General features: G+C 46.1%; 18 protein-coding genes and 1 tRNA gene. 10 read left to right on the top strand and 9 right to left on the bottom strand.

Annotated features, from left to right (window positions below; translation table 11 throughout):
- Positions 1-5: 5 nt before the first annotated feature.
- From ICN10_RS00400 to soxA, 3 genes are read left to right on the top strand one after another with little or no spacing between them, the layout of a single operon-like run.
- Complete coding sequence (locus ICN10_RS00400) at positions 6-479, top strand: SoxY-related AACIE arm protein (protein ID WP_216211180.1); 474 nt, start codon at positions 6-8, stop codon at positions 477-479.
- A complete protein-coding gene (locus tag ICN10_RS00395; RefSeq protein WP_216211177.1) occupies positions 476-805 on the top strand; it encodes a thiosulfate oxidation carrier complex protein SoxZ in 330 nt (109 codons plus the stop codon). The genes ICN10_RS00400 and ICN10_RS00395 overlap by 4 nt, the downstream gene beginning before the upstream one ends.
- On the top strand, positions 802-1,572 hold the full coding sequence (gene soxA, locus ICN10_RS00390) for a sulfur oxidation c-type cytochrome SoxA (RefSeq protein ID WP_370626183.1): 771 nt from the start codon (positions 802-804) through the stop codon (positions 1,570-1,572). Before ICN10_RS00395 ends, soxA begins: the two co-directional genes overlap by 4 nt.
- 15 nt (positions 1,573-1,587) lie before the next feature.
- Here the strand turns inward: soxA and purU are convergent, their stop codons facing one another.
- The 4 genes from purU to ICN10_RS00370 form a co-directional block, all read right to left on the bottom strand.
- Positions 1,588-2,442, bottom strand: coding sequence for a formyltetrahydrofolate deformylase (gene purU, locus ICN10_RS00385; RefSeq protein ID WP_216211174.1), 855 nt, complete (start codon positions 2,440-2,442; stop codon positions 1,588-1,590).
- 72 nt (positions 2,443-2,514) lie between these two features.
- A complete protein-coding gene (locus tag ICN10_RS00380; protein ID WP_216211169.1) occupies positions 2,515-2,898 on the bottom strand; it encodes a hypothetical protein in 384 nt (127 codons plus the stop codon).
- Positions 2,876-3,280 (bottom strand): surface-adhesin E family protein, encoded by a 405-nt coding sequence (locus ICN10_RS00375; RefSeq protein WP_216211168.1) that lies wholly within the window; start codon positions 3,278-3,280, stop codon positions 2,876-2,878. Before ICN10_RS00375 ends, ICN10_RS00380 begins: the two co-directional genes overlap by 23 nt.
- An 86-nt stretch (positions 3,281-3,366) precedes the next feature.
- On the bottom strand, positions 3,367-5,826 hold the full coding sequence (locus ICN10_RS00370) for a penicillin acylase family protein (protein WP_216211165.1): 2,460 nt from the start codon (positions 5,824-5,826) through the stop codon (positions 3,367-3,369).
- Between the two features lie 135 nt (positions 5,827-5,961).
- On the opposite strand from ICN10_RS00370, the gene ICN10_RS00365 reads away from it, so the two are divergent.
- From ICN10_RS00365 to ICN10_RS00340, 6 genes are all read left to right on the top strand, one after another.
- Positions 5,962-6,050, top strand: a tRNA-Leu gene (locus tag ICN10_RS00365).
- A 20-nt stretch (positions 6,051-6,070) separates the two neighbouring features.
- Positions 6,071-6,538: a hypothetical protein gene (locus tag ICN10_RS00360; RefSeq protein ID WP_255536773.1), complete on the top strand. Its 468-nt coding sequence runs from the start codon at positions 6,071-6,073 to the stop codon at positions 6,536-6,538.
- A gap of 79 nt (positions 6,539-6,617) precedes the next feature.
- A complete protein-coding gene (locus ICN10_RS00355) occupies positions 6,618-8,807 on the top strand; it encodes a sulfatase-like hydrolase/transferase (protein WP_216211162.1) in 2,190 nt (729 codons plus the stop codon).
- Between the two features lie 135 nt (positions 8,808-8,942).
- Positions 8,943-10,385, top strand: coding sequence for a kelch repeat-containing protein (locus ICN10_RS00350; protein ID WP_216211159.1), 1,443 nt, complete (start codon positions 8,943-8,945; stop codon positions 10,383-10,385).
- A 25-nt stretch (positions 10,386-10,410) separates the two neighbouring features.
- Positions 10,411-12,603 (top strand): sulfatase-like hydrolase/transferase, encoded by a 2,193-nt coding sequence (locus tag ICN10_RS00345; protein ID WP_216211157.1) that lies wholly within the window; start codon positions 10,411-10,413, stop codon positions 12,601-12,603.
- Position 12,604: 1 nt separating this feature from the next.
- A complete protein-coding gene (locus ICN10_RS00340) occupies positions 12,605-13,717 on the top strand; it encodes a formylglycine-generating enzyme family protein (protein ID WP_370626182.1) in 1,113 nt (370 codons plus the stop codon).
- A 79-nt stretch (positions 13,718-13,796) separates the two neighbouring features.
- On the opposite strand, the gene ICN10_RS00335 is transcribed toward ICN10_RS00340, so the two are convergent.
- From ICN10_RS00335 to ICN10_RS00315, 5 genes are read right to left on the bottom strand one after another with little or no spacing between them, the layout of a single operon-like run.
- Positions 13,797-14,210, bottom strand: coding sequence for a biopolymer transporter ExbD (locus ICN10_RS00335; RefSeq protein WP_068323207.1), 414 nt, complete (start codon positions 14,208-14,210; stop codon positions 13,797-13,799).
- Between the two features lie 2 nt (positions 14,211-14,212).
- Entirely contained in the window at positions 14,213-14,905 is a 693-nt protein-coding gene (locus ICN10_RS00330) for a MotA/TolQ/ExbB proton channel family protein (protein WP_216211154.1), read from the bottom strand.
- A 5-nt stretch (positions 14,906-14,910) separates the two neighbouring features.
- The gene (locus tag ICN10_RS00325) at positions 14,911-15,600 is read right to left on the bottom strand and encodes an energy transducer TonB (RefSeq protein WP_216211152.1); all 690 of its coding nucleotides are present in this window, start codon (positions 15,598-15,600) and stop codon (positions 14,911-14,913) included.
- A complete protein-coding gene (gene murI, locus ICN10_RS00320; protein WP_216211149.1) occupies positions 15,597-16,403 on the bottom strand; it encodes a glutamate racemase in 807 nt (268 codons plus the stop codon). The genes ICN10_RS00325 and murI overlap by 4 nt, the downstream gene beginning before the upstream one ends.
- A 40-nt stretch (positions 16,404-16,443) precedes the next feature.
- Positions 16,444-17,967 (bottom strand): fumarate hydratase, encoded by a 1,524-nt coding sequence (locus ICN10_RS00315; RefSeq protein WP_216211146.1) that lies wholly within the window; start codon positions 17,965-17,967, stop codon positions 16,444-16,446.
- 187 nt (positions 17,968-18,154) lie between these two features.
- Between ICN10_RS00315 and acs the strand changes: the two genes are divergently transcribed.
- Positions 18,155-20,128 (top strand): acetate--CoA ligase, encoded by a 1,974-nt coding sequence (gene acs / locus ICN10_RS00310; protein WP_216211144.1) that lies wholly within the window; start codon positions 18,155-18,157, stop codon positions 20,126-20,128.
- Positions 20,129-20,153: the final 25 nt, after the last annotated feature.

Raw genomic sequence — 20,153 nt, 5'->3', positions numbered from 1 at the left:
TCAAAATGAAGAAAATCATTCATCATCAACGGCGACACTGGTTAAAGCAAGCAGGAATCAGTCTATTGGCTCTCAGTGCTTGCTTAAATCCCTTGGCAGCATTTGCAAAAAAAGAAGATGCAGATGAGGCCATTAAAAAAATCATTGGCGGAGCTCCAATTAAAGATGGCAAGGTGACTTTGACAATCCCTCCATTGGTGGAAAACGGAAATTTAGTTGTTTTAAAGGTTAGTGTGGATAGTCCGATGACGGCTAACGATTACGTCAAGGCGATTCATGTAATAGCTGAGGCTAATCCTTCGCCAAATATCTTTACTGTTTACTTAACGCCACGTTCAGGTACTGCAAACGTAACCACTCGTGTGCGTTTGGCTGACAGTCAAAGAGTCTGGGCAATAGCACAGATGAGTAACGGTAGTTTTTGGCGGGGCTCAGCTGAAACTTTGGTGACTCTCTCTGCCTGTACGGAGATGGTATGAGTAAAACTTCCCGCACATCAATCACTATGCCGGCAACGGCAAAGAAGGATTCCATTATTGAGATTCGTGCGATTGCACAGCATGATATGGAGTCAGGTTTCCGTTATACCGAAGGCGGTAAGCAGATTCCTCGTGACATTATTCGTACCTTTACTTGTACCTATAACAATGTAGAGGTATTCAAGGCGGATTTCTATTCTGGTATTGGTGCCAATCCCTTGATTATCTTCACGACTGTCGCAGTGGAGTCTGGAACCCTTGAGTTTAAGTGGGTTGGAGATGGTGGTTATGAAGCGGTAAATCAGGCTAGCATTACTGTTTTGTGAACTTAGCTCTTTCTCTATTTCTTAGCGGTATCTTTCTTGCTCTAGGGAGCTCACTTGCACACGGCGCTCCTGCAAAGCAACAATCTAGCTATGAGTTGATGTCTGCTGAAAATAAAGCAATGCAGGACGATCCCTCATTAAATCCTGCGATGTTTTGGGTTGGTGATGGTGAGACTTTATGGCAACAGAAAATGGGCTCTCAAAATAAGTCCTGCAGCTCTTGTCATGGCGATGCAAAGAAATCCATGCGTGGTGTTGCGGCACAGTTTCCAAAGGTGATTAAAGGTAAATTGCAAACCCTGGAAGGGCAAATTAATCAGTGTCGCGTTGGGGCGCAGGGAGCATCCCCATTGGCTTATGAGGGTAAAGATCTTCTGGCGCTGACGGCCTTTATCGCTTTTCAATCTAAAGGCATGCCCATCTATATCAGTGAGACCCCAGTAAATGCACCTTTTTTAAAGAAGGGTCGTCAGGCATTTAATGAGAGGATGGGGCAACTCAATTTATCTTGTGCGCAATGCCATGAAGATAGGGCGGGTCTGAAGCTCGGTGGAAGTCTGATTCCACAGGGGCATCCTAATGCTTACCCAATTTACCGTTTGGAATGGCAGACCTTAGGATCTGTGCAACGTCGACTTCGTAACTGCATGAGCGGTGTCAGGGCCCAGCAGTTTGAATATGGATCGCCAGAAATGGCGCAGCTAGAGTTATTTCTGATGTGGCGTGCTAGAGGCTTACCTCTGGAGTCTCCAGGGGTAAGACCTTAAACAGCTCCCGCTATATTAGTCGGAGAAAACTACTGAAGTCGCGCCATTAATAAGAACGCGATCATGTAGGTAGTAACGTAATGCTCTAGAGAGAACCGTGCGCTCTAAATCACGTCCTTTACGCACTAAATCTTCTGGTGTGTCGCCATGCGTAACGCGTGTAACGTCTTGCTCAATGATCGGACCTTCATCTAAATCGCTGGTAACGAAATGGGCGGTAGCGCCAATGAGCTTGATGCCGCGGGCATGGGCTTGATGGTAAGGTTTGGCGCCTTTAAAGCTTGGCAAGAATGAGTGATGAACGTTGATGCAACGCCCAGAAAGCTTGGTTGATAAATCATCAGACAAGATCTGCATGTAACGCGCCAAGATCACCATGTCCACTTTAGAATCAGCCACGATCTCCAGGAGCTTAGCTTCTTGTGCCGGCTTAGTTTCTGGAGTCACTGGCAGGTGATAGAAAGGAATATCAGCGAAATCAATGCTAGCGTATACGTCACGAGGGTGATTGGAAACAATACCGCAAATAATCATTGGCAATTCGCCGATACGCCAGCGGTAAAGCAAGTCAACCAAGCAATGATCTAGTTTTGAGGCCATGATCAAGACACGCTTGAGATCTTTGACGGCACGCAATTCCCAAGTAAGCTCAAAGCGCTTGGCAATTTCTAAAAATCCTGCTCTCAATGAGTCTGCATTTGCAGGGCAGCTAAAGCTCACCCGCATAAAGAAACGCTTGGAGGCCTTGTCATCAAACTGTTGAGCTTCTTCAATGTCGCCACCCAGTTCAAAAATATAAGTAGAAACTGCAGCAACAATTCCAGGTTTATTTGGACAGGTAAGTGTTAGGTAGTAGTTTTCTGTGGCCATATTAAATCGTCTGTTGATTGCTAATAAGCGCTAATTTTAGTCTGTTATGTCTTTGAAGGGGCAAGTAAAGTGCTATTGCTTGGCAGTGTCTTTGCTTGAGTCTGCTGGACCCGCTAAAGGTTCGCTTTTATCTGTGATGGTGGGTAAAACGACCTCAATGCAGATGGGTTTGGAGTCGATCACATTAAAGAAGCTGCATTCTTTTTTAGTTGCCGCAGAAGCAGCGTGCTCCAAAGGAGATTTTCCTGTTGCCACGGTAGAGGCCAGGCTGGCTGCAGTACTTGGATTGGCAATTACAGCAGATCCTGCGGTGCTGGCTGCAGCTGTGCCGCTACTACTTAGAACTGCCAGCGGGGCGGCGCAAGCAGTCAGTAATCCTAAGGCAAAAATGAAGCCAAAACTAAGGGCGGTTTTCCACCCCAAGTGGTGATGTTTACTTGCTACGACACGCAACATTAAATACTCCGGCTGCCCATGAGCCATTTGGAATGGCTTCAAAAACGCTGTCAGGAGTTTTTTGATCTACAACTACTTTGCCCTTGCCGCGATTTCCAGCAAATACTTTAAATTCAATCGGGCGATATTTCCCATTACTGCAATCATATTCATTCAAGCCGATAATTGAATTCACATTCTCTTTGGTTTGTGGATCTTGACCGGGTTTTAAAAAGTCTAACATCGACATCATTTGCGCCAAATTACCTTGAGTTTGCAGAGTGGCAGTATCCACAAACACAACCGATTGATCATTTTTACCAATCTCTTGCCAAGCAGCTAGTGCATTTCCACTAATGAGTAATGCGGCTGACATGGTAAATAGGGCGGCAATCGATTTCATAGGTATTTAGTCCTTGGTAATAACTGTTGACATTGATACGGTATTTTAACTAGCTCTAGTTAATGTGCCAATATAAGTTGGGCAAACTACTTATTGCTCAATTCTAGCTGGCGACTGATTTTTTCGGATTTCATCTGCAAAGGGAGGTAATCATTTTTAGCCCAAAGAGCATTCATATTGCGGTATAGCTTGCTTTGCACCCATCCTGACTGACCTGTTTGATAGACGAAGACAGATTTTTCTAGGTCTGAAAAATCAAAGATAGTCCTTAAGCTAGGGGCCTGGAGGGTTTCATATGGATTTTTAGATTGCAATAACTCCAAACGCCCCACGTTGACTGAAAAGCTGTCTCCAGGGAATGGGGTTTTGATATTAAAGAAGTCTCCCAGTAGCGGGATTTTGCTAAATGGGCGATGCTCAGAGATGGCTATATGCGCTTTGCCCCAAGCCCAGGACTGAGGATCATTGCCATACTCTTTGCTGAGGTAATCCAGCGCCTTATCAAGAGCAAGGTTAGCTGATTCCTGGCAAGACTCTACGCGCTCCGTTTTGGGGTTGTCACACCATGGACTATTAGGATTTTGTACTTGGTTAAGTAGGGGTGCACGATAGTTTCGTGAGCCATAATTTTCGGTGAACAAATAGCTTAATCGTGAAAAGAGATTGCGAGTGAGTTGATCGGCCCAAGCATTGAAAATCAGAGCGCCTGCACTATCCACCTTCATATCACCATCAAAATTTCTGGCAATCTCCATTGCTTTAGTGCCTGAAGGGTGGGATGACTGGCTAGACTTAAAAAGATCTAGAAGTGGTGTAGCGGCAAGAGATAGGGTATCGCCTTGCATCGTTTTCATATCATCAAATGAGTGAATATTTTTTGCTTTAATGAGATCAACAATGCGGTGATAGCGCGTTGGCAATTCCCAATCACCTGTCAAAGGATTGGGGTCATTCGCAGCTATGATCTTTTGATTGGCTGTAGCTATCCAGCCCTGCTCGGGATTGCTGCTGGTGGGGAGCTGTTCAAAGGGAACGTAACCATTCCAGTCGTATTGCTTCTCCCAGCCTAGTGCAGGGGCTGCGCCATATAAGCCATGATGCAGGAGTCGCTTTGGAGCAATGCCAGCGGCTTGATAGGCAATGTTGCCTTCCGTATCGGCCATCACCACATTTTGCATGGGTGCGTAATTTTTTCGTAGCGCTTGCTTAAATTGATCAAGGTCAGCAGAGCGATTCATTTCCAACAAACCAACTACAGATTGATTTTCATTATCAAGCGCCGTCCATCGAAGTGCTAATGCAAAGCGTTCGGTATCAATCACGCGTTTAGCTTGACGGTATGAATCCGAAATCACCGGCCCATGACGAGTTTCTTTTACTAAAAAAGTAAAAGAGGGCGCACCCTTGATATCAATAATTTCTTGGTGAACTTTAAAAGGCAGTGGACCGTCTGGACCGCGATACATACCGGGATTCTTGGCATCAATTTGTTCGATGTATAGGTCTTGTACATCTGGCCCAGTATTAGTAAAGCTCCACGCGTATTTATCCGTTCTTCCCAATACCACCCCCGGAATACCGGGCAGGGTTGCGCCAATCACATTGATTCCGGGCGCATCAAGATGTGCAAAATACCAAATAGCAGGAGCGGATAGCCCAAGATGGGGGTCATTGGCTAACAAAGGCTTGCCAGTAGCGCTTAATTTTCCGCTTAGGGCCCAGTTGTTTGAGCCGATACCATCTTTCCCGCCAAGTCGATCCCACTGGCTTAACTCTGTAGCGGGCAAGTTTTGAGGTTTAGCTTCTGCTGGACCGGGGGTTGGATGAAAAACTTTCAGATCTCGATATAGCTTGGAAAAATCCATATTGCTGACGGGTTCACCAGGTTCATTTGGTGGGGTAACTTCCCAAACTTGTTTGGTGCTGAGATATTGAGAGAGCTCCAGTCTTTGTAATTCTTTATGCCAATTGCCACCAAGGTCGTAAGCCATCATGAGCATCCAGGCAACGCTATCTGTTGGAGACCAGTGGCCTGGCTTTGATCCGGTCAAAAAATACTCAATCGGTAACGCCCAGCCCAGTTGCGCATTGCCTGCATTCACACCATCGGCATAGGCTTGTAATAGTCTCTTGGCAGAAACAGGGTAGCGATCAAATTGACGTTCTGCGGCACGCTTGATTCCTAGGGTGCGTACAAAGCGATCAATCTTGACCGTATCGTTACCAAGAATTTCTGAGAGTCGACCGCTTGCAATGCGGCGATTCATTTCCATTTGCCATGAGCGCTCGCTAGCATGAAGATAGCCCAAGGCAAAGTAAGCATCAGCCTGACTTTTTGCTTTGATATGAGGAATGTCGACCTCATCAAATGTGATTGCAATCGAGTCACCCAGACTCTTAATTGTGCGCTTGCCGGAAATATTGGATTGAGCCGAATATAAATAGGCCACAGTTACAACTAAACCAGCTGCAAGGCAAAGTCCGATAAGCCAAAAAAAGACCCGCAAAAACGTGTTTGGTCTAGATGGTTTGGCCGGCAAATTCATGAAGGTATTTTAATTGCTTTATCAAGTCCAGCCTTGGTGGGCCGCTCAAAAGGACCTCCGGGGGCCGGCAACAGGCTTGCATGCTAAAATTTCGCTTGTCTTGATTTATTTAGCACGGCTTTATTGTTTGTGCGAGCCCGAGTGGTGAAATCGGTAGACACAGCAGATTTAAAATCTGCCGACTCAAAAAAGTCGTGCCGGTTCGATTCCGGCCTCGGGCACCAAAGACACTCATACCTCACTTATGAATTTACCCAAACTCCTCATTTGCTCCTGCTTGACCATTTCATCTGCTCTTGCTTGGGGTGTTGATGTCATGGAGTTTCAGTGCAAGCGTTCTGAGAAAGGTTATACCGAAGAATATGCAATGAAACTCATGCTGGCTTCTGGTTCCCAAAAGGCAAAGGTCTTTTTAGATGATCGCGACTTAGATCAGTCCGACGCCTTCGGAACACAGGTAGTGAAGAGTGTCACTCTTGCACGTCCGAATATTTTGATTTCTATTGAGGCAAAGTTTCAGCCAGAAGAAGTCATGGGTGTTGCTTATCCTGCGGGTAGCGTCATCACCAACATTACCCTTGATCCAGTCACCGGCAAATTCAAGAAGGTAGAAAAAATACAGGGCGGGATCTTAGGTGCAACCATAGGTAACGGCACTCACACCAGCGAAGAAACTTGCTTGCTATCAAAATTGCCGTATAAGGCCAAATAGGGCAAACCCCAGAGGCAAAGGGACAATCTCTGAATTAGAGTATTGTGAATGCATATAACAATTTAGGCGGCACGTTAAAGTGGTTTCAACTTTCTTCAGATTCGCTGTCCTTGCAATCTCCCTTTCCGCGCTGCTTTCTTGCGGAGGAAGTAGCAGTGGAGGCTCAACGCAGCCAGCATCCACCCCAAATATTTTGTATGTTGTGATGGATGACATTGGCATCGACCAAATCGAGGCATTTGGTTATGGTGGCGATACTCCACCAAGAATGCCAAATTTGGGTGTTATCGCACAATCAGGGGTGCGCTTTCACAATACCTGGTCTATGCCAGAGTGTTCTCCGGGCAGGGCAGCGATGTTTGTGGGTCGCTATCCATTTAGAACAAATGTCTATGCAGCAATTGGAACTTATGATCTAGCAAATGCTCAGATCTCACCATATGACATGACAGTTGCTAAGTTATTAAAGCAAGCTAATTACGAAAGCGGCATGTTTGGAAAGTTTCATATTGCAGGTCCCGACAACAATGAGGCTGGTAATGGAACTCCGCAGCAATTAGGATGGGATTATTTTTATGGGTGGATCCGTGGTGGTCCCGCAAACAATGATCTAACCGCTGGTGGAGTGAGTAGCGGTAACTCATGCGGCTTTATTCCTAGCGCCGCAATGGGAGGCGCTGATACTGGAGCTTGCTATCAGCCGGAGGGCTCTTGCAAGGTAATTACTGGTCGATCAACTTTTGGCGATGTTCCGGGTAAGCAGTGTCTTCATAGTGGTGGTGTATTTGTTCCCAATACAACATGTCAAAGTACCGTACCAAGTAATATCAATTTTACAAAAGCAAATGGATATTACGTCTCTCCATTAGTAGTGATTACTCCAGATGGTGGCCTTCAGGCTCCGCCTAATACCGATAGTCGTAACCGCGGCTATCGCACCACCATCGAAACGGACTCTGCGATTGCATGGATAAATTCCCGTAAGAGTGATAAGCCATGGATGGCTACGGTGAGTTACAGTGCAGCGCATACGCCTTACCAACAGCCTCCAGGTAGCCTGGTTAGGGGTGATCCGGGTGATGATCTCAACTGTGGTGATCTCGTTCAGCAACGTGTTGTTTCTAATAAGATGACCGAAGCGTTGGATACGGAACTTGGAAGATTGTTGGTGCAAACTGGGCTTGCTACACGTAAAGATGACGGATCAATTGCATACGATCCAAAAGCTAGTAATACGATGATTGTCATTGTTGGTGATAACGGTACTTTCCCAAATGTGGTGAAAGATCCGTTTGATATGACGCGCGCTAAGTCGACTGCTTATCAGACTGGTGTTTGGGTTCCCTTAATTGTGGCTGGGCCAATGGTTGTTGAGCCAAACCGTAAGGTGACTCATATGACCAATATGGTTGACGTATTCCAATTATTTGGAGAGATGGCTGGAATTGATGTTCCGAAAGCAGTTCCTCGCATAATTGATTCTGCCTCTTTACTTCCGTACTTAACGAATCCATCGCAATCTAGTATTCGCAATATTAACTTTACGCAAGGCGGCTATAACGTTCAGGCAAATGGCCAGCGCAACGGCGCTTGTTTGGTGCCAACCAAAATTGACAACACTACCTTAGCAGTGGTTTGTACGCAAAGTGTGTTTGATAAAAGTCCTTGCGAGGGTGATGCTGGTGTTTGGTGGGGCCCTGGATATACAGACCCATCGGTGATCGGCCCTCCATTTGGTCAGCCTTCTAGTACTGGGTATCGCTCTTGTTGGCAAGTCAATCAAGCGCAATATAAGTCAGGCTTACCTTTGACGACAATCGCAGCTGAAATTACTACGGCCGTCAGAAACGATGTCTATAAATTAGTTAGAAATCAGACCCAGACATACTTCCCGGCGACCGATACTGGGGCAGCTGTCACAACCGATGAGTTCTATCAAATCGACCAGGCGGTACCAACGCCAAAAATTGATAAGGCTGATTTAAATCTCATGCCAAGCATGTCGACTTGGTCTAGTGTTGTACGTCAAAACTACAACAGCCTTTTAACTTCTTTGAATAATATTCTGGCATCCCAACCTGCATGTAATGGTGATGCCAATATCGACGGGGTGGTGGACTCCCAAGACTTGAGTATTTGGCAAAGACTATTAAGCTGGGCTCTATCTAGTGTTGCGGACTTTAATTTAGATGGTCTAACTAACAATGATGATGCCCAAATTATTCGAAATAATCATGGGGCTTGCGCTAAAGCAACGGCGGTATATTGATAGCAACCTTCTTACTTTTGAAGGTTGCAAAGGGTCTTTGACCCGCCGGCACCCTTTGGATTGGTGCAAACCCCCAATATAGGTTCAATTAAAAGGAATATCATGGGTTTTCGATATTTATTTCAAAATCCTTAAATGCAAAAATTCCTTCATATTCTTGCGATCCTTGTAACAACAGTTGTTTTGGCTGCTTGTGGTGGTGGATCTTCTTCTCCTCCTCCTCCCTCTGCTACAACTGCTGCTGCTTCAACTACCGGATGGACGTGGGTGGGTGGAAGTAAATATAGTGGTGTATTTAGCTATGATTTCACGGCACAAGGTGTCGGCAGCACTCTTAATATGCCTGGAGCTCGAAGCACTTCCGTTAGCTGGATTGATCGCGATGGAAATTTTTGGATTTTCGGCGGCCTTACGGAGAATGCCATCACTTTTCTTGGGGATCTTTGGAGATATAACCCAAAGACTAAAGAGTGGGCCTGGATGGATGGTTCCCTCACTACCGACACAGTTGGTAGTTACGGCACACAAGGGGTTGCTGCCTCTTCCAATGCTCCTGGCGCACGCATTGGACCTGTTGCCTGGACTGATACTAGCGGGAACCTCTGGATGTATGGTGGATTTGGCTATGGCGAAAGCGGTGGATTTGGCACCTTAAATGATCTCTGGAAATACAATATTGCCACTGGACTATGGACATGGGTCTCAGGTAGTAAATTGGTAAATCAAGCGCCAGCGTATGCCACCAAAGACGTAGCGAGCACCTCGAATAATCCGGGCGGTATCGTAGGCGCCAACGGATGGATTACTAGCGATGGACATCTTTGGATATTTGGAGGTGCAGCTGATTCCGCATTAACCATTACCTATAACAACCTGTGGGAATTTAATCCAAGCGATTCCACTTGGACCTTTAGGGGTGGGGCAGGCAAGACAGGTGCATCAAGCTACCTTACTAACGCTGCAGGAGTTTATGGCAGTAAAGCTGTTAGCGCTTCCGCTAACCAGCCTGGCTCCAGATTGGATGCGGTAAGTTGGTTAGATAGCTCTAATAATTTATGGTTTTTTGGTGGGAATGGTTGGGATAGTGTTGGAAGCGCAGCGGGAATTTTGAATGACCTGTGGAAGTACAACACCACCACTATGCAGTGGACTTGGATGAACGGTAGTAACTTGAATAATGCGTTTGGAACTTACGGTACCCAGGGTGTAGCAGCAAGCACCAACACCCCTGGCGCAAGATGGTATCGTGGCCCATTCGCTTGGGTGGATACCTCTGGAAATTTTTGGATGTTTGGTGCCGATGGTAATGGTGCTACCAAGAGTGGTTTGCTTAATGATTGGTGGAAATATAACGCTTCAACTAATCAATGGACTTGGGTGAGTGGCAGTAATGAGCCAGGGGCAACCTCTGTTTATGGCTCTCTCGGCGTTTTTGCTGCCAGCAATCAACCGGGCTCCAGAAAAGACGTCATTGGCTGGTCTGACGCTACAGGTAATTTGTGGATGTTCGGAGGTTATGGGCCTGATGTGTCCGGGAACTCGGGATATCTCAATGATTTATGGAAATTTACTCAGTAAAAAGATATTTATATAAGTGTTGAAAATGATTAATAAACTGGCATTGAAGATATTTTTTCTTATAGCTACCAGCGCTGTACTCTTGTCCTGTGGTGGCAGTAGTAGCTCCGGAGGAGGTTCTTCAAGTTCATCCGGAACTCCAAATATCTTATTTGTCATTCTGGATGATGTTGGTATTGATCAGATGGCCAGCTTTGGGTATGACGCTGATAATCAACCAAGTATGCCTAACTTATTAACAGTTGCTCGCTCTGGTGTGCGTTTTCGAAATACATGGTCAATGCCTGAGTGCTCGCCTGGCCGAGCATCGATGTTTGTAGGACGCTTTCCATTTAGAACAAATATTTATGGTGCTATTGGGCAGGATGATCTCGCCAATTCTCAGATTTCCCCTTATGACATGACAACGCCAATGTTGCTCAAGCAGGCGAATTACGAAAGCGGTCTATTTGGTAAATTCCATTTAGCGGGGCCCGACAACAATCCCGCTGGCAATGGAACTCCTGGAGTTTTAGGCTGGGATTATTTCTATGGATGGATCGGTGGCTTACCAGCCTCTATAGATACTACTGCTGGTGGAGTGGGGGCTTCTGGCACCTATTCTTGTGGTTTTGTTCCAGGTGCAGACCAATCAAATGGTGCTGATACTGGCGCTTGCTACCAACCAAACGGCTCATGCTCGATGATTGCCGGTAGAAATTCAACCGCCGGTGTTCCTGGAAAACGTTGTGCTATGAGCGGTGGTATTTTTGTCCCAAATGCTACTTCTTGTAGCAGCACTCTGCCCAGCGGTCTGAACTTTGGTGTGCAAAATGCATATTACGTTTCCCCGCTTGTGATTAATGAGGGCGGTACAGTTACCCAGGTGCCTACTACCGATGCGCGTAATCGTGGCTATCGAACTACGATTGAGGCGGACGCAGCAATTAGCTGGATTAATAATCGTTCTGGGAATAAGCCATGGATGGCAACCGTCAGCTTTAGTTCTGCACACACTCCTTTGCAACAAGCGCCAATTGGTTTGGCCCCAAATGCCGGTACTTCGATTGATTCATTAGATTGCAAGAACTCGGTGCAGCAACGTTTGATTCAGAATCAAATGACAGAAGCAATGGATACGGAGTTTGGTCGAATCTTGGTTGAAACAGGTTTAGCTTCTCGTGGGAAAGACGGTAAGTTGATCTACGATCCAAAAGCAAGCAACACAATGATTGTGATTGTTGGAGATAATGGCACGCTGGGCGATTCAGTTAAGTCGCCGTTTAACCCCGATCTTGCAAAAGGCACCGCATATCAAACAGGTATTTGGGTGCCCTTAATTGCCTCAGGACCATTGGTTGTTCAGCCTGATCGCGAAGTCAATCACATGGTGAACATGGTTGATGTATACCAATTGTTTGGTGAAATTGCAGGTTTAAATGTGCCCGCATTAGTACCGCGTGTAATTGACTCCGCTCCTTTGTTGCCGTACCTAACAAATGCCAATCAATCTAGCATTCGCACCGTGAATTTTGCTCAAGGTAGCTATAACATTCAGGCGAATGGTGGACGCAATGGCCCTTGCGTATTCTCTGGAAGCAGTTGTTCGCAAATCCCTATCTCGAAGAGTGTTTGTGAAGACAATAATGGCACTTGGTGGGGGCCTGGTTTTGACACCACTGGTGCTAACGCTGTTCCGGTGACCGCTGGACATAGCTCATCCCAGGGCTATCAAAGCTGTTGCCAAGTAAACCAAGCTAAGTATAAGCTTGGACAATCGCAAATTACTATCGTGGCGCAAACCAGCACCGGAATTCGTAACGATAAATATAAGATTGTTCAGAACACAACACAGCAATACAATTCTTCAACAGATAGTTGTTCGAATGTTGTGACAAATGAGTTCTATCAGATTGATCAAGCTGCTCCATCGCCTAAACTCGATAATCCAGGATCAGCCAATCAGTTAGATCCAGCCTCATCTTCGACATTGACGGCAATTTATAACAGCCTGATGTCGCAGCTCAATTCTATTTTGGCTTCTCAACCAGCATGTCCTGGCGATGCCAACATAGATGGTCAAGTGAATTCCCAGGATTTAAGTATTTGGCAAAGACTCTTAAGTTGGGCGCTATCAAGTGTTGCGGATTTCAATCTCGATGGCTTAACCAACAGTGCTGACGGTCAAATAACTCGGGCTAATACCGGCACTTGTCCAAAAGCAACATCTGTTTACTAAAGTGAAGATTCAGAGACGTTATTGGGTCATTGCTGCCGGCAGTTTATTGGCAGCAAGCACCCTTGCTTACTTCCTCAGTCATCAGCGTGTTGGGAGTGGTTCAGCATCTCAACCTCAGGTAATCATTCAAAGCGATGGAAAAAATGCGCCAGTAGGTATGGTGTGGATTCCAGGTGGTGAGTTTTTAATGGGTAGTGAACATAAAAAAGCCCAGGCCAATGAACGACCAGTACATCACGTAAAGGTCAATGGCTTTTGGATGGATGCAACACATGTTACGAATGATCAATTTGCTCAGTTCGTCAAAGAAACCAACTACAGAACTACTGCAGAACAAATTCCTGATTGGGATACGATTAAAGTTCAACTTCCACCGGGTGTGCCCAGACCACCAGCTTCTGCTTTTGTCCCTGGTGCAATGGTATTTGTCGGCACAAAAGATAAGGTACGCCTTGATGATTATTCGCAATGGTGGGCATACGTACCGGGCGCTGACTGGCGTCATCCAACAGGCCTTAAAAGCAATATTGAAGGTAAAGGTAATCACCCAGTTGTGCAAGTTAGCTACGAAGATGCCAAATCCTATGCAAAATGGGCGGGCAAAAGATTGCCCACTGAGGCCGAATGGGAGTTCGCTGCGCGCGGAGGTCTTAATCAGGCAACTTATGCCTGGGGAGATCAATTGGAGCAAGAGGGTAAGTTGCCTGCCAATATTTGGGATGTCAGAAAACAATCTTTTCCTGTAGTAAGTCCAAAGGCAGGTGGCGCAATTGGTACTAGCGCAGTTGGTACCTTCCCGCAGAATGGTTACGGTTTATTTGATATGACAGGAAATGCATGGCAATGGGTTTCCGATTGGTATGGCTTTGATTATTTTGCCCAACAAGCTAAGCAAAATGACAACCGATTAATCGTGAACCCGCAGGGCCCAGATCAATCGTTTGATCCCGCCGATCGTGGTGTTCCGCCATATGCTCCAAAAAGAGTTATTCGAGGCGGCTCATTCTTATGCAATGAAGACTATTGTCAGTCTTATAGACCCAGCGCCAGAAGAGGTGCGGATCCTTTTAGTCCAATGTCGCACTTAGGCTTTAGATTGGTTAAGGATCAGTAGGCTAATGGTGGGGTTGTAAATAAATAAGCCACCAAAAGGTGGCTTATTTATTGGTAAATATCAATAAATGCTTTATCAGCTAATTAGGCTCGGTCACAAACCCTAGCTTCGTTAATCCAGCGCGGCGCGATGCTGCTAGTACTTGAGCGACATATTCATACTTCACCGACTTGTCGGCCCGTAGGTTAATTTCTGGTTGTGGATCTTTTTGAGCGGCTTTCTCGGCATAGCCATCAAAAGTCTTGAGATCAATTGCCGTGCTATTCCAGAAGATTTGACCATTGGCATCAATCGAAAGCTGAACTGATTCAGGCTTCACTTCATTGCGTACGCTATTGGCTTTAGGTAACTCTACTTTTACAGCTTGCTGAATCACGGGTAGCGTGATGATGAAAATAATCAACAGCACCAACATGACGTCCACCATCGGCGTCATGTTGATTTCCGACATGATGCTGTCGTCGTTTTGGTCGTCTTGAATATGAAAAGACATGACTATTCCCCAGAGTTAACGCGTGCACCAGTAACAAAGTAGGCTAATAGGTCATTGCCAAAACGATTTAAATCCGCCACAAATAATTTGTTAGCACGATTAATAGCATTAAATGCCAGAACAGCAGGGATAGCTACAGCCAAACCAAATGCAGTCATGATGAGTGCCTCACCAATAGGGCCTGCAACTTGATCAATTTGCGCGCTACCAGAGCTGCTGATGGCGATCAATGCATGGTAGATGCCCCAAACTGTTCCGAAGAGCCCAATAAACGGAGCAATCGCGCCAGTAGAGCCCAAGAAGGTCAAACCTTTTTGTAGTCCAGCAGCAATCGTATCAATGCTGTTCTTAACGCTTCTAGCCATCCATTCGGAGTAATTTAGTGTTTGTAGTAATTCACGGTGATTGGAGGATTGGTTTTGATGGTGGGCTGATGCCTTGGTCGCCAACTTCGCAATTTGATAGTAGGGATTGGACGAATGGTTGCTAAATGCTTTTAGACCTTCATCAAATGAGGTGGCACGCCAGAATTGCTCAAGCTCAGGCTTCAGTTTGCGTAGATTGCGCAGATCCCAAAGTCGAGTGAGTAAGATTACCCAAGTCACAATCGAGCAGATGAGTAGGGCGATTGCCACGAATCTCGTAATTGCATCGCCTTCAAGCCAGAGATTTGCTATGCCAAATGGTGTATTCATATTGATTAGTTCTTGAGGTTAAATTTAATTAAGAGATTGGTTGAAATTCTTTGGGCTGAGCCATTTACTAAAAAAGGTTTAAAGCGATAGCGTTTGCCGATTTCTGTAGCGGCACGATCCAATCTGGGGAATGTGCTTGATTGCAGTAATGCTACATCTTCCACGCTACCGGTTTCATCAATAATTAATCGCACCACTACTGCACCTTGCTCGCCGGAGCGTTTCGAAAAAGAGGGGTAGTAAGCATCGGCATCAGGCTGATAAACCACCACTAGTTTACCTATGTCCGTTTGAATCGGAGTTCCGCTAGCACCCCCACTGGTGGCAGGGGCTACCGCTGCATTCTGTGGTTGAGCCTCTGATTTGCTTTGAGATTGGTTTTGTTGTTGTGGAGGCTGTTGCGCCTGCGTAGGACTCGGTTTCTCAGTCGGCTTTTCTTGAGGCTTTTCCTTTGCCACCTTTTTCTCTGTTTTAGGCTTTGGAGGTGTTGCGGCAGGCGGCTGAGGGCTCTTACTCGCTTCTGGGCTGACGAGGTTTGCCATGACCCGTGTGTCGTCCATTGGAGGAGGGCGCTTGCTGAGGTGTAAAAACTCTAACGCAGGCAAGGCGTGCAGGAGCAATACAACGCCAATGATGATGCGTTCAGATTTATTAAACGGTAGATGGGCATCTAATTTTTTTAGTAAATCGCTCATCGAACTTCACCTAAGATCTGCGCCTCTACTGAATGTGATGCAAGGTCTGCAGACATTAAGTCTTGCGCCATTGATAAAAGCAGATTTTCATTTTTGCTACTAAGCAAAAGTACTGACCCAAATTCAGGGGTGGCGCCACTGGATTTCAGAACATCTAGCTGTCTCTTAAGCTGTCTTACAACAGCATCACTGGTATCAATCAATGTGATGGATTCACCCAGTAACTTACGGATGGCTTTTCTGAGGAAAGGGTAGTGGGTGCAACCCAGTACGATGGTGTCAGCACCAGCATCCTGAATAGGTTCTAGATGTTTGGCCAGCAACTCTAAAGTTTCCTGACCATCGGCTTTGCCAGATTCAATTAATGGCACTAAACCAGCACCTGCTTGCTTAATGAACTGACAGTCGCTTGGCAAGGTTGCCAATAAGGCATTGAATTTATCGCTCTTAAGGGTTGCCTCTGTCGCCAACACTCCCACAATATGATTCTGTGATTGCATCGCCGCTGGCTTAATGCCGGGCTCAACGCCAATAATAGGAATAGACAACTGTTCTCGAATTTGTTTAATGGCTTCAGCGGTTGCAGTGTTGCAAGCAATCACAATAGCATCGCAACCTTTATCCGCTAAATGGCGGCATAGTACGAGACTGCGTTGCGCAATCCAATCGCTGGATTTTTCACCATATGGCGCATTTGCAGAGTCAGCAAGATAAATGTAATCATGCTGTGGAAGCTGGCGCAGAGCCTCATCCAAGATGGATAAGCCTCCAACGCCAGAATCAAATACTCCGATGAGTGCCAATGAATTGCCGGTGTCTATATATAAATTACTAATTTAGTAATTAAGCTATCTTGACTGGAATACCAGCAATCTTGGCTTGCCACTCTTTAGGTCCAGTCTCGTGCATAGAGATGCCCTCTGAGTTCACGGCAACCGTAACCGGCATGTCCTTGACATCAAACTCATAGATTGCTTCCATGCCCAAGTCAGCAAAGCCAACCACTTTGGATGTCTGAATCGCTTTAGAAACCAAGTAAGCGGCGCCGCCAACTGCCATGAGGTAAGCCGACTTATGTTTCTTAATCGCCTCAATTGCTACAGGACCACGTTCTGCTTTACCAATCATGGTGATTAAGCCTGTCTTAGCAAGCATCATCTCCGTGAACTTGTCCATGCGAGTAGCGGTAGTAGGGCCTGCTGGACCAACTGCCTCATCGCGCACTGGATCAACCGGTCCGACATAGTAGATTGCGCGATTCTTAAAGCTCACCGGCAACTCTTCACCTTTGGCGAGCATATCTTGAATGCGCTTATGAGCAGCATCGCGTCCAGTCAAAATTTTGCCGTTGAGCAATAAAGTCTCGCCTGGCTTCCAGCTCGCCACTTCTTCGGCGGTAAGGGTGTCCATATTAACGCGCTTGGATTTTTGAATATCTGGAGTCCAAGTCACGTCTGGCCAATCCGATAGGGAAGGTTTTTCTAACTTAGCTGGACCATCACCATGCAAATGGAAATGCACGTGACGAGTTGCTGCGCAGTTTGGAATCATTGCCACTGGTAATGAAGCGGCATGAGTTGGGTATTCCATGATCTTAATATCGAGAACAGTAGCTAAGCCGCCGAGGCCTTGGGCGCCAATGCCAAGCTTGTTTACTTTGTCATAAAGTTCTAAGCGCAACTCTTCTGCACGCGTTTTAGCGCCACGAGCAATCAGATCCTGAATATCAATTGGCTCCATCAATGACTCTTTAGCCATGAGCATGGCCTTTTCTGGTGTGCCGCCAATACCAAGACCCAAGATACCAGGAGGGCACCAGCCAGCGCCCATAGTAGGAACAGTTTTCAGAACCCAATCCACGATTGAGTCAGACGGGTTGAGCATCACCATCTTGGCTTTGTTTTCTGAGCCACCACCTTTAGCAGCGCAAATTACTTCAACATCATCGCCTGGTACGATTTCGTAATGGATTACCGCAGGAGTGTTATCGCCAGTATTTTTACGCTTGCCTGCTGGGTCCGTCAGAACTGAGGCACGCAACATATTGTCTGGGTTGAGATAAGCGCGACGTACACCTTCGTTCACCATATCAGTAATGCTCATCGTGGCATCTGGCCACTGCACATTCATACCAATTTTGAGGAAAACCACGGCAATGCCTGTGTCTTGACACATTGGGCGGTGACCTTCGGCACACATCCGGCTATTAGTCAAAATTTGAGCAATCGCATCTTTAGCCCCATGACCCTGTTCTAGCTCATAAGCCTTACCCAAGGCGGTAATGAAGTCCTTGGGATGGTAGTAGGAGATGAACTGGAATGCGTCTGCAACGCTCTGAATAAGGTCGTTTTGTTTGATATTTGTCATGGTTTTATGCTTATTTCCACATTATTAGTAAGGTTTGCCCTATTTTAAGGGTTTGCCATAGAGCAAATCCCCCGTGTTTTCACTTATCTTCTAAGGTCTTGAAGGTGTAAACCTGTCATTTTGCGACATTTTTTCCCATTTGTAGTTGATTTTAGATTATTGATTATTTGATAGAGGGCTGTGAAGCATGGAACCATTAAAACAAGAAAACCGCGTATTTAACCCACCTGCAGACTTTGTAAAGGGCGCGGCTATTCCAGGCATGGAAGCCTATAAGAAGCTTTGTGATGAAGCAAATTCTGATTACGACGGTTTCTGGGGTCGTCTTGCTAAAGAGAACATCTATTGGAAAAAACCATTTACTAAAGTTTTGGATGAGTCCAAAGCGCCTTTCTACAAATGGTTTGAAGATGGCACAACCAATGCGTCATACAACTGTTTAGATCGTCAAGTTGAAGCTGGTCTTGGTGACAAGACAGCCATTATTTTTGAAGCTGATGACGGCACTGTTACTAAAGTAACTTACAAAGAGATGCTTGATCGTGTTTGCAAAATGGCAAACGCACTGCGCAAGATGGGTGTGAAGTCTGGCGACAGCGTCATTATTTATATGGCAATGACCATTGAAGGTATTGTCGCAATGCAAGCATGTGCTCGTATTGGTGCAATTCACTCTGTAGTGTTTGGTGGCTTCTCTGCCCAAGCATTGCGCGATCGCATTATGGACGTTGGTGCAGTAGCAGTGATTACTGCTGATGGCCAGTTCCGCGGCGGTAAAGCATTGCCATTGAAAGCTATTTGTGACGAAGCTCTCTCAACAGGCGAGTGCCCTAAGGTTAAGCATGTCATCGTGAGCAAGCGCACTGGCACTGATGTTGCTATGCAAGCAGGTCGCGATGTATGGATGCAAGAGATTGTTGCTAATGAAGCAACTACTTGTGAGCCAGAGTGGGTAAGCGCTGAGCATCCATTGTTCATTCTGTATACATCTGGTTCAACCGGTAAGCCAAAGGGTGTACAGCACTCCACTGGTGGCTACCTCTTGTGGGCAATTCTCACAATGAAGTGGACCTTTGACATTAAGCCAAACGATGTGTTCTGGTGTACTGCTGACATTGGTTGGGTAACAGGTCACTCTTACATTACTTACGGCCCACTCGCAGTTGGCGCCACTGAGATTGTGTTTGAAGGCGTTCCTACATATCCAAATGCTGGCCGTTTCTGGGACATGATCCAAAAACACAAGGCAACTATTTTCTACACAGCGCCAACCGCAATTCGTTCATTGATCAAAGCATCAAGCAATGATCAAGCTGTGCATCCAAAGAGCTACGATTTGTCATCACTGCGTCTATTGGGTTCAGTAGGTGAGCCAATCAATCCAGAAGCTTGGATGTGGTACTACGAGAATGTTGGTAACTCCAAGTGCCCAATCGCTGATACTTTCTGGCAAACAGAAACTGGCGGTCACATGATTTCTCCATTGCCAGGTGCAACACCAATGATTCCAGGTTCATGCACATTGCCATTGCCAGGTATTCAGGCAGCGATTGTTGATGAAGCTGGTGTTGATGTTCCTAATGGTCAAGGCGGTATCTTGGTTGTGAAGCGTCCATGGCCTTCTATGATTCGTACGATTTGGAATGATCCTGATCGTTTCGTGAAGTCTTATTTCCCAGAAGAGTTGGGTGGCACTTTGTATCTGGCAGGTGACGGCGCAATCCGTAACAAAGATACTGGCTACTTCACCATTACTGGTCGTATTGATGACGTGTTGAACGTTTCTGGTCACCGCATGGGAACCATGGAAATTGAGTCATGCTTAGTTGCTAACCCATTGGTTGCTGAAGCTGCGGTAGTAGGTCGCCCTGATGAATTGACTGGTGAGGCGATTTGCGTATTCGTAGTTCTCAAAGGCGGTCGCCCAACAGGCGAAGAAGCTAAGAAGCTGGCTACGGAATTGCGTAACTGGGTTGGTAAAGAGATTGGCCCGATTGCTAAGCCTAAGGACGTTCGTTTCGGCGATAACTTGCCTAAGACCCGTTCTGGCAAGATCATGCGCCGTCTCTTGCGTGTGATTGCTAAAGGTGAAGAGGTTACTCAAGACACCTCAACCCTTGAAAATCCACACATCTTGGACCAGCTCAAAGAGTCTCTGTAAGCCCCTAAACAAGCTTTTAGAGGAA

This window comes from Polynucleobacter sp. 86C-FISCH (assembly GCF_018882415.1).
Classification (GTDB): Bacteria; Pseudomonadota; Gammaproteobacteria; order Burkholderiales; family Burkholderiaceae; genus Polynucleobacter.
The sequence above is the reverse complement of the archived record's forward strand: the minus strand, read 5'-3'. Positions and strand labels throughout refer to the sequence as shown.